This is a genomic window from Halorubrum rutilum, from assembly GCF_024494565.1.
Map to the genome: position 1 here is coordinate 118,455 of NZ_JANHDN010000003.1, position 12,711 is coordinate 131,165.

A 12,711-nucleotide genomic window follows, 5' to 3' on the forward strand; every position below is an offset into this window, starting at 1 on the left:
CGAGGAATAAGCGTTCGTCTGTGGTTATTTAATCTGAGAAACGAGGCGCCGGCGCGTCGGTGAACTTCTCGGTCCGCTTCGGGCGCAGGCGGGTCGGGTCGGCGGGAGTCGGACGCCGACGGACGAGACGCCGGCGAGCGGGGCGGCCGACCGATCAGGCGCCGACGGTCTCGTCGAGCAGCTGGAGGGGGTGTTTGATCTCGTAGCCGGTGCCGTGTTCCATCTGCATCGCGCAGGTGGGGCACTCGGTCATCCCCACGTCGCCCTCGGCGTCCTCCATGTGCTCGAACATCTCCTCGCCGATCTCCATCGACTTCTCGTACTTCTCCTCCTTCCAGCCGTACGTGCCCGAGATGCCGGAACAGGAGTCGCCGACGTCTTCCATCGTCACGCCGTCGACGTCGCGGAACGTCTCGACGGCCTGCCGCGAGAGCCCCTGGTTGCGGGCGTGACACGGCGCGTGGTAGGCGAACGCCCGCTCGTCGGCGAGCTCCGTGTCCGCCAGCTCGCCCTCCAGGTCCTCGTTGATCCGGAGGTACTCCAGCGCCTCGTAGGTGTGCTCGGAGACGTCCTCGATCCCGTGGATGTCGAACAGCTCGGGGTACTCCTGTCGGAGCGACATCGAGCAGGAGGTACAGGAGGCGATCACGTCGGCGCCCTCGCCGATGGCCTCGATCAGGCTCTCGACGTTCGTCTCCGCGTGCCGGCGCGCGTCCTTTAACATCCCGTTCGCGAACATCGGGGTGCCGGAGCACTTCTGCGGGGGCACCATCACCTCGTAGCCGAAGTGCTCGTAGACCGAGACCATCGCCTTGCCGACCTCGGGGGTGTTGTAGTTGGAGTAGCAGCCGTGGAAGTACGCGACCCGCTTGTCCGGGTTCTCCACCTGCGCGCCGCCGCGGGCCTCCCACCACTCGCGGAACGTCTCCGTGGCGAACTCGGGGAAGTCGCGCTCCTTCGGAATGCCCAGCGTCTTCTCCATCGCCCAGCGGACCGGTCCGAAGTTCATCGCGAGCGAGGCGGTGCGCGGGACGATGCTCGCCAGCCGCGCCGACGTGCGGTAGTTCGCCAAGATTCGGTTGCGGACGTACTCCACCGACAGCTTCTCCATCTGCTCCTCGACGAACTGGCCGCGGGCCTCGTTGTGCATCTGCGAGAGCGGCACGGAGGAGGGGCAGGCGTCGTCACAGCGCATGCAGTTCGAACAGGAGGTGATCGACTCGTCGATGTCGTGGTCGTCCTTGCGCTTGAGCCGCCACTGCTCCGGCCCCTGGAACTTCGGTCCCGGGAACTCGTCGTCGACCTCGGCGACCGGACAGGAGGTGTCACAGCTCGTGCACTTGTAACAGGAGTCGGCCCCCTCCCGGAGGTCGAGGTCCCCGCCGGGGAACACGTCGACGGGGTCGTACGCGTCCGGGTCGAGTTCGGTCGAGTCGCTCCCGCCCGACGCGCTCTCGACGCCGCCGTCGGTGGCGGCGCGGTCGCTCGCACCGCGATCGCCGCCCGCCGCTCCCTCGGGCACCTCCCCCTCGTCGGGGACGAATATCGACGGCTGCTCGTCGCGACCGGCCTCCGGGACGCCGGGGCTGGCCCGGGTCTCGCTCCCGCCGTCGCGCTCTCCGCCCGTTGCGTCCCCCGCGTCGCCGTCGTCTGCTGTGTCTCGTGTCATTGGGTCGCCTCCGTCGCCGCCTGCCGCCCGGCCACGAGGCCGGTCGCGAGCGACACCCCGCTCGCGGACTTCTCTCGCGCGACGTCCGCGCCGCCGACGACCCCGCCGGCCGCGAAGACGTTCGCGTACTGTGCCTCGCCGTCGCCGTCGAGCGGGCGCCCGCGCTCGTCGGGGCGCACGCCGAAGCGCGCGTACGGCTGGTCGCCGAACGCGTCGTCGACGAACCACTCGTAGCGGTCGTCCGGCTGCCCGACGTGCAGGTCGAAGACGGGCTCGCGGACGCCGTCGCGGTCCGAGTCGAGCCCCTTCCCGACGAGCCCGCCGGTCGCGAGCACGAAGGCGTCAGCGCCGTACGGGGTCTCGCGCCCCTTCCGGTCGACCGCGACGGTCTCGACGCGACCGTCGGCCTCGGTCTCGACACCGACGACGGGGTTGCCGGTCTCGAACCGGACGCCCTCGGCGTCGAGCGCGTCGAAGAGTCGGTCCTCCAGCCGGAGTCCGGGGAGGCTCGGCGGCCCCATCGGGATCTCGAAGACGTCGGCGCCGAGGCGGTCCGCGAGCTCGGCGCGCACCTCGTCGCCCGCGTCGTCGCCGAGGAACGCCGGGAAGCCGACGCGCTCGACGCGGTCGACCCCGCCCGCCTCGTCGACCACGTCGTGGAGGTGCGGAGCGACGGCCTTCGCCAGCGCCTCGCGGGCGGGGACGCCGTCGATATCCTCGTCGTGGTCGAGCGCCTTCGCCAGCCGGGTTACCTTCGCGTCGGCCCGGAACGCCTCCGCGAACTCCACCTCCGCGCCGGCGGCGTCGAAGGGGACGCCGGCGGCCTCCAGCCGGCCGGCGAACGCCCGCGCGTCGTACTCCGTCAGCGACCGGAACCCCACGATGAGCGCGGGCCGGTCGTCGCTCGCGAGCCCCGCCTCGGCGGCGGCCGGGTAGCGCGCGGTCGGCTTCACGCTCCCGCCGAAGGTGGGGAGGAGCGCGTTGCGGTCGGTGTGACCCCCGCGGTACGCGTCGCCCGCGAGCTCGTCGAACAGGTCGAGCCCCTCCCGGAGCGCGTCCGCGCCGACGATCCGGTACGGGTGCGTCTCGGGGAGCCGGTCGACCGCTTCGAAGGGGTCGGCGAGCGGTCCCTCCGGGTCCGGCCACTCGTCGCGGTCGAGCTCGCGGCCCGCGGTCGGCGGCCCCTCGCGGAGCGGCGTCGCCGGCTCCGTCGCCGGGACGTAGCCGAGCGCGTCGATCAGCCCGGAGGCCTGCCGGAGCGTGCTCGACTTGTGGGAGACGAGCCGCACGTCGGCGCCCTCGCGCGAGGCCGCGATCGCCGCCGTGATCGCCGCCAGCCCGCCGCCGACGACGAGGACGTCGCTGTCTATGGCCATCAGCGCCCTCCGTCGGTGACCGCGTCGTCGGCTGCGCGGTCCTCGTCGGCGGTCGCGTCGCCCGCTGCGCGGTCCTCGTCGGCGGTCGCGTCGCCCGCTGCGCGGTCCTCGTCGGCGGTCGCGTCGCCCGCTGCGCGGTCCTTGTCGGCGGTCGCGTCGCCCGCTGCGCGACCGCCGTCGGCCGCCGCCGTCCCGGACTCGCCGCCCGCGTCGGCGTCGGCGCCCGCCGGCCCCGACCCGGCGCCCGCGTCGAAGGCGCCGAAGTCGACCTCGCCGTCGAGGTTCGCCGGGTCGCCGTCGCGGTTCATCGTCGTCGCGTGCAGCAGGTGATTCAGCATCGCCTGCGAGAGCTGCTCGCCCCACAGCGCGTGGCGCTGGCCCTTCCAGCGCTCCTGGTACAGCTCGTCCTCGGCGTCGCGGACGACGGGCTCCGGGTACTCCCGCGCCAGCTCCGCGGCGATCCGGTGGGTGCAGAAGCCGCCCTGGCAGTTGCCCATCGAGGCGCGGGTGCGGAGGCGGACGGCGTTGAGGTCGCTGCCGGCCTCGCCGATCGCGTCCTGCACCTCGGCGCGCGTGACGCTCTCGCAGTTACAGACGATCGGGTTGGGGTCGTACTCGTCGAGCACGTCCTCGGCCCGGGACCCGAGCCGCTGGCCCGAGCGTCGCGCGACCGGCGAGCGGAGGCCGAACTCGTCCATCAGCTCCGCCATGCGCGCCTCGCTCTCCGAGCCCGGCAGCGGCGCGTCGGCGGTGTCGCAGGTCGCCTCGTGGCCGAGCGTCTCGCAGACGTGGTCGGAGATGGACTCGGCCATCATCCGGTAGGTGGTGAGCTTCCCGCCGACGATGGTCGTCATCCCGGGGAGGTCGTCGCGGTCGCCGTGGTCGAGCAGGAAGTAGTCGCGCGTGATGTCCGTCGGGTCCTCGGTGCCGGTCCCCGGCGGCTCGTAGAGGGGGCGGACGCCCCAGAATGACCGCAGCGTCCGGGCGTCCTTCAGCGCGGGGACGAGCTCCGAGAGCGTCTCGATCATGAGGTCGACCTCCCACTCCTCCTCGGGGTAGTCCTCGGGGTCGTCGACCTCCTCGTCGGTCGTGCCGAGGATGCAGGCCGTCTCGTGGGGGACGACGATGTCGGCGTCGCCCTTCGGCCGGCACCGGTTGATGACGGTGTCGACCTGCCGGGTGTTCATCACCGTCATCACGCCCTTCGAGGGGCGCACCTCGACGTCGACGCCGGCCATCTCGCCGACGTTACCGGCCCACGCGCCGGTCGCGTTGACGACGTGGCGCGCGCGGATCTCCTCGGTCGCGCCGGGCTCGCGGTGGACGCGCTTACCCGGCCCGGTCTCGTGTTCGACCTCGACGCCGACGACCTCGCCGTCCTCGACGAGCACGTCCGTCACCGGGGCGTGCGTCTCGATCCGCGCGCCGTGCTCGCGGGCGTCGGCCGCGTTGGAGACGCAGAGCCGGAAGGGGTCGACCGCGCCGTCCGGGAGCGCGATCGCCTTCTCGACGTCGCGCGCGAGGTACGGCTCGCGGCGCCGAGCCTCCTCGCCGTCGAGCACCTCGACGGGGATGTCGCACGCGCGACACCCCTCCAGCTTCTCCTGGAAGTACTCCTCCGAGTCCTCGGGGCGCTTGACGAACATCCCGCCCGTCTCCTCGACGCAGTGAGACGCGATGTCGCGGAGCACTCGGTTCTCCTCGATACACTCCTTCGCGCTCTTCTGGTCGGAGACCGCGTACCGGCCCCCGCTGTGGAGGAGCCCGTGCATCCGTCCCGTCGTGCCGTGCGTCAGGTTCCCCTTCTCGACGAGCACCGCGTCGAGCCCCCGTCGCGCGAGGTCCCTGACGACGCCGCAGCCGGTCGACCCGCCCCCGACGACCACGACGTCCACCTGTTGGTCCATATCCGGCCGCTCGGACTCCGTGCACTTTACTTTACCCCCTCCCCGCCGGTTTGCATAACTATCAGGGACGTTCAAGTGGTGTAAGCGTTGGCGGGAGCGACTTGTTTATATATTACCTTTTTGAATCGCGCTGAGAAGCGGATTTTAAGGGTTAGATTATTATGGTAGTACATTATGTTCACGAACGGCGTGGTAGCTTCCGTGAAGATATACCGCGGTGACGGCGATGGTGCCCCCCGAACTCGGGTCGTGCGGCCGGCGCGCGGGCCGGACGCGGCCGTTCGGGTCGGGTCACCTCGCGGAACCGACTCCCGGTCCGGCCGGGAGCCGTCCCGCCCGGGGGTCGCCCGGAGCGGGACCGGCGTCGTCGACGCGCGCGGACCAGCGCCACAGGAGGGATCCAAAACATGACACAGTACGTCGGTGCGATAGACCAAGGGACGACCGGCACCCGGTTCATGGTGTTCGACCACGAGGGCCAGGTCGTCGCGAACGCTTACGAACAGCACGAACAGATATACCCGAACCCCGGATGGGTCGAGCACGACCCGATCGAGATCTGGGAGAACACGCAGCAGGTCGTCCTCGACGGCCTCGCGGACGCGGGGCTGGAGGCGAACCAGCTCGACGCGATCGGGATCACCAACCAGCGCGAGACGACGATCGTCTGGGACAAGGACTCCGGGAAGCCGGTCCACAACGCCCTCGTGTGGCAGGACCGGCGGACGACCGACCGCGTCGAGGAGATCCAGGAGGCGGGCAAGGTCGAGGAGATCCGCGAGAAGACCGGGCTGGAGTGCGACGCCTACTTCTCCGCGACCAAGACCGAGTGGATCCTCGACAACGCGGAGCCGCTCAAGATGCAGAGCTCCCGCGGCGGCGACCTCCGCGACCGCGCCCGCGAGGGCGAGCTCGTCATGGGCACGATCGACTCGTGGCTCATCTACAACCTGACGGGCAACCACATCACGGACGTCACGAACGCCTCCCGGACGATGCTGTACAACATCCGGGAGATGGAGTGGGACGACGAGCTCTTAGAGGAGTTCGGCGTGCCGAAGGAGATGGTCCCCGAGGTACGGCCCTCCTCCGACGAGGAGTACTACGGCCACACGGACGCCGACGGCTTCCTCGGCGAGGCGGTCCCGGTCGCCGGCGCGCTCGGCGACCAGCAGGCCGCGCTGTTCGGCCAGACCTGCTTCGACGAGGGCGACGCGAAGAACACGTACGGCACGGGCTCGTTCTACCTGATGAACACGGGCAACGAGGCCGTCGAGTCCGACCACGGACTGCTGACCACGATCGGCTTCCAGATGTCCGGCGAGCCCGTCCAGTACGCGCTTGAGGGCTCCATCTTCATCACCGGCGCCGCCATCGAGTGGCTGGAGGACGTCGACCTGATCAACAACGCGGCCCAGACCGCGGAGCTGGCCCGCTCGGTCGACTCCACCGACGGCGTCTACATGGTCCCGGCGTTCACGGGGCTCGGCGCCCCGCACTGGGACGGCCGCGCCCGCGGCACCATCGTCGGGATGACCCGCGGCACGAGCAAGGAGCACATCGTCCGGGCGACGCTCGAATCGATCGCCTACCAGACCCGCGACGTCGCCGAGGCCATGGAGGCCGACTCCGGCGTCGAGACGACCAGCCTCCGCGTCGACGGCGGGGCGGTCAAGAACAACTTCCTCTGTCAGCTCCAGTCGGACATCATCCAGACGGACATCGCCCGACCCGAGGTCGACGAGACCACGGCGCTCGGCTCGGCGTACGCCGCCGGCCTCGCCGTCGGCTACTGGGACAACGTCGACGAGCTCCGCGACAACTGGCAGGTGGACCGCGAGTTCAGTCCCGAGAAGGACCAGGCCGAGGTCGACAAGCTGTACGACCGCTGGGGCGACGCGGTCGAGAAGTCACTCGACTGGGCACGGGAGGACGAGTAGATGAGCGGAGTGATCGCGGCGGACGTGCTCGCGCAGTCGGCCGGGTGGAGCGCCGGGTCGATCGGTGCCGTCCTCGACATCCTGCTCGACCCGACGATCTGGCTCGGCGCGGCGGCCGGCGGGGCGTTCGGCGCCGCGCTCGGCGCGCTCCCGGCGTTCATCTTCACCGGCTTCCTCGTCATCGCCGGCGTGTTCGGCGGCGACGCGGCCTCCGGGGCCGGCGTCGGCGTCGGCTTCGGTCCCGTCTTCGGCCCGCACATCTCCTTCGCGGGCGGTGCGGCGGCCGCGGCGTACGCGGCGAAAGACGGCGCGATGGAGTCCGGCTTCGACTACCACAACGCGAAGGACATCGGCTTCGCGCTGGGGAGCCGGCCGGACATCCTCGCGGTCGGTGCGGCCTTCGGGGTCTTCGGTATCGTCCTCGAACAGACGCTCCGGAACCTGGCGATCCCGACGGACCCGATCGCCTTCACCGTCGTCGCCAGCGCGCTGCTCCACCGGGCGGTGTTCGGCTACTCCGTCATCGGGAACGTCAGCAGCAAGGCGAGCGGCTTCTTCGACATGGGGCCGTTCGAGCGCGAGGAGATGCGCGAGCCCGGTGAGGTCCCGGGCGACGGCGACAAGTCCAGCGAGGACCGGCTCGCGGTCGAGCCGTGGCTGCCGAACATGTACAAGTGGTCGCACGTCGCGGCGATCGGCTCGGCCTCCGGGCTGGCGGCGGCGTACGCCGCGATCCAGACCGGGAACGTGTTCCTCGGGTTCGGTATCAGCGCGGCGACGCTGCTGTTCCTGAACCTCGGCGTCGACCGGATCCCGGTCACGCACCACATGACCCTCCCGGGCGCGACGGCGTGGGCCGCGTTCACCGGGGCCGGCTTCAGCGGAACGGTCGGCCTGATCGCCGGCGCCGGGTTCGGACTCCTCGGCGCGGTGATCGGCGAGGCCTTCCAGCGTGTCTTCTACGCGCACGGGGACACGCACGTGGACCCGCCGGCCGCGGCGATCTTCATCACGTCCTCGATCCTCGCGGTGCTGGCGATCCTGGGCGTTCTCGGCTCCATCTGGGTACCGGGCGCCTGAACCCTCGCTTCCGATTTTTATCCCGTCGGAAGCACCGAGGAAAGACCCACATACGAAACGACACCAGCGATGATCCCGACACCAACCGAGGTAATGAACCCGTGAGTGGACGCGAACGCGGCGACGGCGACCACCGACAGCACGATCAGGCCGATCCCGGCGGCGCCGTGGTGGTACGCGCCGACCGTCGGGTGGTCGCTGAGCGACGTCCGCTCCGCCTCCGGAACCCGCACGCTGGCGTGGTACGGGACGTACAGGCGGACGCCGATCCCGGCAGTCGCCGCGGCGATCGACGCGAACTGGACGTCGACGACGAGCTCGCGGACGAGGAGGAACGCGGCGATCGCGACGATCAGCGCGACCGCCTTGCTCCGCCGGTCGGCCTTGACGACCGACTCGTCGAACTCTGGTTCGGCCATACTCCGCGGGAGGCGGCCGGGGGTGTTAAGATTGTGGACGGCGGCGGGAGCGTCCCGACGCCCGCCCGCGGTCGCCGAGCGGCCGCGGCGTTCGGGGTGGATTTAACGTCGACGGGCGCGAGGAGCCGGTATGGACGCGGAGACGCTCGGACTCGAGAGGAGCGACGGTCGCAACATGCTCGCGGTCGCCGCGACCGTCACCCTGGTGGTGGCGGTGACCGCGGAGGGACCGATCGGGCCGCGCGTCGTCGCCGGCGCGATCGCCGGCGCCGTCGCGGCCGTCGTCTTCGTCGCCTCGACGCTGCTGATAAACCGGTACAAGCCCGATCACTGGTGAGGCCGCGTCGGGCGCCCGATCGGAGCCCGCGGCGACGGCGTCGGCGCGGTCCGTGCCAGTTTTATTCGGACACCGGGGAGGGGCGACCGTGAACATCGACGACCGGATCGAGCGCCGGCTGGGGTACGACGCCGGCGCCGGCGTCCTCGTCGACCTCGACGCCGTCTCTCCCGTCTCGCACGTGGAGTCCCCGACGGGTCGAGGACCGGTGTTCGAGCGGCTGCTCGACGCGTTCAGTCCAGCGTTCTCCGGGTCGCTCCCCCCGAGCACCTACGTGCACGGGCCGAAGGGGAGCGGGAAGTCGGCCGTCGTCTCGGCGCTGTTCGACCGGCTCGCGTCCCACAGCGGCCCGCGCCGAGCGATCCAGACCACGACGCGGGCGGTCGAGCCGACGCTGCCGGGGTTCGTCTACGTCGACGCGCGGCGCGGCTCGACCCGGTTCCGGCTCTACCACGACGTCCTCTCGGAGATCGGCGACGAGCCGGTCCCCGAACACGGGATCGGCACCGACGAGCTCGCCGACGAGCTCCGGGACGCCGTCCGTACCGGGCCGGACGTGGTCGTCGCGGTCGACCACGTCAACGAGCCGGAGACGCCGGACGCGGCGACCGTCGTCGACTGGCTCGCGGGTCTCAGCGGGCACGTCGCGCCCGTCTGTCTCGGCCGGGACGCGCCCGACGAGATCGAGTGGGAGCCCGGCGAGCGCGTCGCGTTCGAACCGTACCGCCGACACGTGCTCGTCGAACTGCTGACGAGCCGGTGCTCGACCGGGCTCGGCCGCGACGCGATCAGCCACGACCAGATCCGCGAGGTCGGCGAGTGGGCCGACGGCGACGCCCACGACGCGCTCGCCGCGGTGACCGGCGCCGCGATCAGCGCGGAGCGGGCCGGGGCGTCGACGGTCCGGCCGACCGACCTCGACGCGGGGATCGAGAACGTGCCGCGGCCGGGCGCGGCGCTCGGCCGCGTGCTCGCGCTCTCCGAGAGCCGCCGTCGGCTGCTGTACGAGCTCGTCAGCCTGTCGGACGAGGACCGCTCGTCGGTGAGCGCCGCGACGGAGACGATCGCCTCGCGGCCCGCCGTCGACCTCTCGGCCTCGACCGTGCGCCGAGTGCTCTACGAGCTCGCGGACGCGGAGCTGCTCGACCGGGTGACGGTCCGCCGGAGCGACGGCAAGGGCCGTCCCCCGAGCCGGCTCGTCCCGCGGTTCCCGACGCTCGTGTTCCGGGAACTGTTCGACCGGCCGTCGTGGTCGGTCTGAGCCGCCCCCATCGACCAAGCCGCCGCGGTCGACGACCGCGGACGCCCTTTTATCGCGCCCTGACGCCGCGCCGAGCCCGAGCGCAAGACAGTTGCGCCCGGCCGCCCCACCGCCGGTATGGCCCCGCCCCTCGCCCTGGACATCGACGGAACGCTGACGACGCCGAGCGGCCGGATCGACCCGCGCGTCTTCGAGCTGCTGCCCGACTGGGACGCGCCGGTCGTCCTCGCGACGGGGAAGGCGTTCCCCTATCCGGTCGCGTTGGCGCACTTCCTCGGTCGGCCGGAGACCGTGATCGCCGAGAACGGCGGGGTCGCGCACGTCGACGGCGAGACGGCGGTCCTCGGCGACCCGGCGGTCCCGCGGGCCGTCGTCGAGGCCTACGAGGCGCGCGGCGGGGAGATCGGCTGGGGGGACGGCGACACGGTGAACCGCTGGCGCGAGACGGAGGTGGCGCTGTCGCGAGACGGCGACGAGGCGCTGCTCCGCGAGGTCGCCGCGGCGGCAGAGGGGCGCGTCGAGGTCGTCGACACGGGCTACGCGTACCACGTCAAGTCGCCCGACGTGAGCAAGGGGAAGGCCCTCCGGCGCGTCGCCGACGCGCTCGACATCGCTCCCGAGGCGTTCGTCGCGATCGGCGACAGCGAGAACGACGCCTCGACGTTCGCCGTCGCCGGCGAATCGTACGCGGTCGCCAACGCGGACGCGACCGCCCGCGAGGCGGCCGACGTCGTCCTCGACGAGGCGTATATGGACGGGACGGCCGAACTGCTGACCGACCTGCGTGAGCGGGGCGAGTGAGGCTTCTCGACGCGAGGATTGTTTATAAGTGCCAAGCGACAGCCACGTGAGATCTTGTTAATAAACGGTGCTGTGGCGCGTGCCGACGAGCAGCCGTCAGGCTGCGAGTCGCACGCGCGAGGGAGCCCGCGGCCGCCGATGGCGGCCGCGGCGAGGCGGGGGAGGCGTGAGGCGCGGTTGCGGGCGGGTGGGACTCAAAGGGGCAGGCGGGAGGCGGGCGCAGGCGTTCACGAGAGCGGAGCTCTCGTGAGCCAATCAGAACGCGAAGCGTTCTGATGACGACGCAAGTACCGCAGGGAGCGAGCAGCGCGAGCGACTGAGGAGCGCAGCGAGCGTGCGCCCGCCTCCCGCCTGGGGGCTTTGGAAGTGTTCTCTGTCGATCCGCTAACAATCACATATAGCCGAGCGGCTGGGGTTTTGGAGGTGTTCACCGCGGAGCTACCGGCAACCGTTTATAAACGATCGACTGCAGACGACCAGAGACTCACGCTCGCGTCGCTCTGCACTCCGTAAACGATCACGTCCTAACCGCTCACGTCGTGAACAGCTCGGTGTCGTCGGGGACCGAGAAGAGCCCCAGCCGGACGCCGGCGTCGAGCCAGCCGTAGCCGTACGAGTACGACGCGAGCGCGTTCACCGGGTCGTCGCCCTCGCGGAAGTGCCGCCCGTCTTCGAGGTACGACTCCGCCATCTCGACGACGTCGGCCGCCGCCTCGCCGAGGTGCGTGTCGGCCGGCGGCCGGGGCTCCGCGGCCGCCAGCGCGTCGGCGAGCATGCGCTCGTAGCGGTCCGTCTTCTCCTCTAGGTCGGCGCTCATGCGCTCCGGTTCCCGCGAGCGGATGAAAAGGGCGTCGGGGCGCGGGCGGCCCGGCGACCGGGCGCGGGGGACGGCCGGGGGTGACGCCGGGCGACGGGAAAGGAGCGCTCGGGACGCTCGACCGCGGGAGCGGACGCCCGCGGAGCCGGATTTATACTCGCTCCGCCCGCAGTACCGGGCGATGCCCTCCGACGGATCGCCCGACGTCCAGTCCGGCCCGTCCCGCCTCCTCGACCCGACGGGCCCCGCGGCCCTCGGGATCGTGGTCGCGACGAACCTCCTCCCGCTCATCGGGGTGGTCGCGTTCGACTGGCGCGTCGGAGAGCTGCTCGCCGTCTACTGGATCGAGGTGGTCGCGCTGGTGCTCGCCCACGGCGTCGCCGCGATGTTCGCGGAGCGCCCCATCGTCTTGGAGGACCGCTCGTTCTACATCACCGGCTACGACGAGGACGCGGAGCGCGACGAGGTGTGGGAACGCGATCCGGACCCGATCCGCCTCGTCCCGTGGCTCCCGCCGATCTACCGCCGGAACGCGCGCGTCGTCGCCCGGTCGCTGGGGGCGTTCGGCTTCCTGCTGTTCCCGCTCCTCCCGGTCGGGTGGGACGCGCTCTCGTACCTCACGCCGACCGTCGGGCTGGCGACGCTCGGGGTCTGCGGCGCGCAGGTCGCGGAGGCGTACCGGGAGTTCCTCGGCGGGCGCGCCTACGAGGAGCGGTCGCCGTACATGGTCGTGGAGGCGGCCCAGCGCGTCGTCTTCTTCTACTTCGTCATCGGGATCGTCACGGCGGTCGCCGTCACCGCCGGGATCTTCGCGATCGAGGCGGCCCTCGCCCCCGGGCTGCTCGACCGCGTCGCCGACGCGTTCGGCGTCGAAGCGGTCCTCCTGCCGTATCTCCTCCCTATCGCGCTCGCGAAGGCGACCGTCGAGTGGGGCCGGCGTCGGGCCGTCCGCGAGGACGACCCGGACGGGATCGCGACGTGGTTCACCGGCGAGGATCCCAGACGGGAGTGGAAGAAGCGGGAGGAGTCCGCCGGAGACGACTGATCCCGGACCCAAACCCGAGAGGACGACGGGAAGCAAGACGGACGAGGAAGCGAAACGGA

Annotated in this window: 11 protein-coding genes; 6 read left to right on the forward strand and 5 right to left on the reverse strand. The window is 71.3% G+C overall.

Going from position 1 to position 12,711, the window contains the following annotated elements; all coding sequences use genetic code 11:
- Positions 1-154: 154 nt before the first annotated feature.
- Genes NO900_RS07230 through glpA form a run of 3 tightly spaced genes read right to left on the reverse strand, consistent with a single transcriptional unit; the run spans position 155 to position 4,952 of the window.
- The gene (locus NO900_RS07230; protein WP_256408548.1) at positions 155-1,669 is read right to left on the reverse strand and encodes an anaerobic glycerol-3-phosphate dehydrogenase subunit C; all 1,515 of its coding nucleotides are present in this window, start codon (positions 1,667-1,669) and stop codon (positions 155-157) included.
- Positions 1,666-3,045 carry a glycerol-3-phosphate dehydrogenase subunit GlpB gene (gene glpB, locus NO900_RS07235; protein WP_256408549.1) on the reverse strand — a complete coding sequence of 460 codons (1,380 nt, stop codon included), beginning with the start codon at positions 3,043-3,045 and terminating at the stop codon, positions 1,666-1,668. Before glpB ends, NO900_RS07230 begins: the two co-directional genes overlap by 4 nt.
- A complete protein-coding gene (glpA, locus tag NO900_RS07240) occupies positions 3,045-4,952 on the reverse strand; it encodes an anaerobic glycerol-3-phosphate dehydrogenase subunit GlpA (RefSeq protein WP_256408550.1) in 1,908 nt (635 codons plus the stop codon). Before glpA ends, glpB begins: the two co-directional genes overlap by 1 nt.
- A 407-nt stretch (positions 4,953-5,359) precedes the next feature.
- Here glpA and glpK point away from each other — a divergent pair, with 407 nt between their 5' ends.
- Both glpK and NO900_RS07250 read left to right on the forward strand, forming a co-directional pair.
- Positions 5,360-6,892, forward strand: a complete 1,533-nt coding sequence (glpK, locus tag NO900_RS07245) for a glycerol kinase GlpK (RefSeq protein ID WP_256408551.1) — start codon at positions 5,360-5,362, stop codon at positions 6,890-6,892.
- On the forward strand, positions 6,893-7,972 hold the full coding sequence (locus tag NO900_RS07250) for a DUF7973 family transport facilitator (RefSeq protein ID WP_256408552.1): 1,080 nt from the start codon (positions 6,893-6,895) through the stop codon (positions 7,970-7,972). It abuts the gene before it with no gap.
- Between the two features lie 17 nt (positions 7,973-7,989).
- Here NO900_RS07250 and NO900_RS07255 read toward each other — a convergent pair whose 3' ends face one another.
- A complete protein-coding gene (locus NO900_RS07255; RefSeq protein ID WP_256408553.1) occupies positions 7,990-8,391 on the reverse strand; it encodes a hypothetical protein in 402 nt (133 codons plus the stop codon).
- Between the two features lie 130 nt (positions 8,392-8,521).
- On the opposite strand from NO900_RS07255, the gene NO900_RS07260 reads away from it, so the two are divergent.
- The 3 genes from NO900_RS07260 to NO900_RS07270 all read left to right on the forward strand — a co-directional run bounded on the left by NO900_RS07260 (position 8,522) and on the right by NO900_RS07270 (position 10,790).
- Complete coding sequence (locus tag NO900_RS07260; RefSeq protein WP_256408554.1) at positions 8,522-8,728, forward strand: hypothetical protein; 207 nt, start codon at positions 8,522-8,524, stop codon at positions 8,726-8,728.
- 88 nt (positions 8,729-8,816) lie between these two features.
- Positions 8,817-9,989, forward strand: a complete 1,173-nt coding sequence (locus NO900_RS07265) for a Cdc6/Cdc18 family protein (RefSeq protein WP_256408555.1) — start codon at positions 8,817-8,819, stop codon at positions 9,987-9,989.
- Between the two features lie 117 nt (positions 9,990-10,106).
- Positions 10,107-10,790, forward strand: coding sequence for an HAD-IIB family hydrolase (locus NO900_RS07270; protein ID WP_256408556.1), 684 nt, complete (start codon positions 10,107-10,109; stop codon positions 10,788-10,790).
- A gap of 532 nt (positions 10,791-11,322) precedes the next feature.
- Here the strand turns inward: NO900_RS07270 and NO900_RS07275 are convergent.
- Positions 11,323-11,607, reverse strand: a complete 285-nt coding sequence (locus NO900_RS07275; RefSeq protein WP_256408557.1) for a DUF357 domain-containing protein — start codon at positions 11,605-11,607, stop codon at positions 11,323-11,325.
- A 181-nt stretch (positions 11,608-11,788) separates the two neighbouring features.
- Between NO900_RS07275 and NO900_RS07280 the strand changes: the two genes are divergently transcribed.
- A complete protein-coding gene (locus NO900_RS07280; RefSeq protein ID WP_256408558.1) occupies positions 11,789-12,652 on the forward strand; it encodes a DUF6498-containing protein in 864 nt (287 codons plus the stop codon).
- The last annotated feature ends 59 nt before the right edge of the window (positions 12,653-12,711 follow it).

Excerpts from the sequence above, each read along its gene's own strand:
- NO900_RS07255 (WP_256408553.1), bottom strand. The coding sequence starts at position 8,391 with ATGGCCGAACCAGAGTTCGACGAGTCGGTCGTCAAGGCCGACCGGCGG.
- NO900_RS07230 (WP_256408548.1), bottom strand. The coding sequence starts at position 1,669 with ATGACACGAGACACAGCAGACGACGGCGACGCGGGGGACGCAACGGGC.
- NO900_RS07260 (WP_256408554.1), top strand. The coding sequence starts at position 8,522 with ATGGACGCGGAGACGCTCGGACTCGAGAGGAGCGACGGTCGCAACATG.
- NO900_RS07250 (WP_256408552.1), top strand. The coding sequence starts at position 6,893 with ATGAGCGGAGTGATCGCGGCGGACGTGCTCGCGCAGTCGGCCGGGTGG.
- NO900_RS07280 (WP_256408558.1), top strand. The coding sequence starts at position 11,789 with ATGCCCTCCGACGGATCGCCCGACGTCCAGTCCGGCCCGTCCCGCCTC.
- glpA (WP_256408550.1), bottom strand. The coding sequence starts at position 4,952 with ATGGACCAACAGGTGGACGTCGTGGTCGTCGGGGGCGGGTCGACCGGC.
- NO900_RS07275 (WP_256408557.1), bottom strand. The coding sequence starts at position 11,607 with ATGAGCGCCGACCTAGAGGAGAAGACGGACCGCTACGAGCGCATGCTC.
- glpK (WP_256408551.1), top strand. The coding sequence starts at position 5,360 with ATGACACAGTACGTCGGTGCGATAGACCAAGGGACGACCGGCACCCGG.
- glpB (WP_256408549.1), bottom strand. The coding sequence starts at position 3,045 with ATGGCCATAGACAGCGACGTCCTCGTCGTCGGCGGCGGGCTGGCGGCG.
- NO900_RS07270 (WP_256408556.1), top strand. The coding sequence starts at position 10,107 with ATGGCCCCGCCCCTCGCCCTGGACATCGACGGAACGCTGACGACGCCG.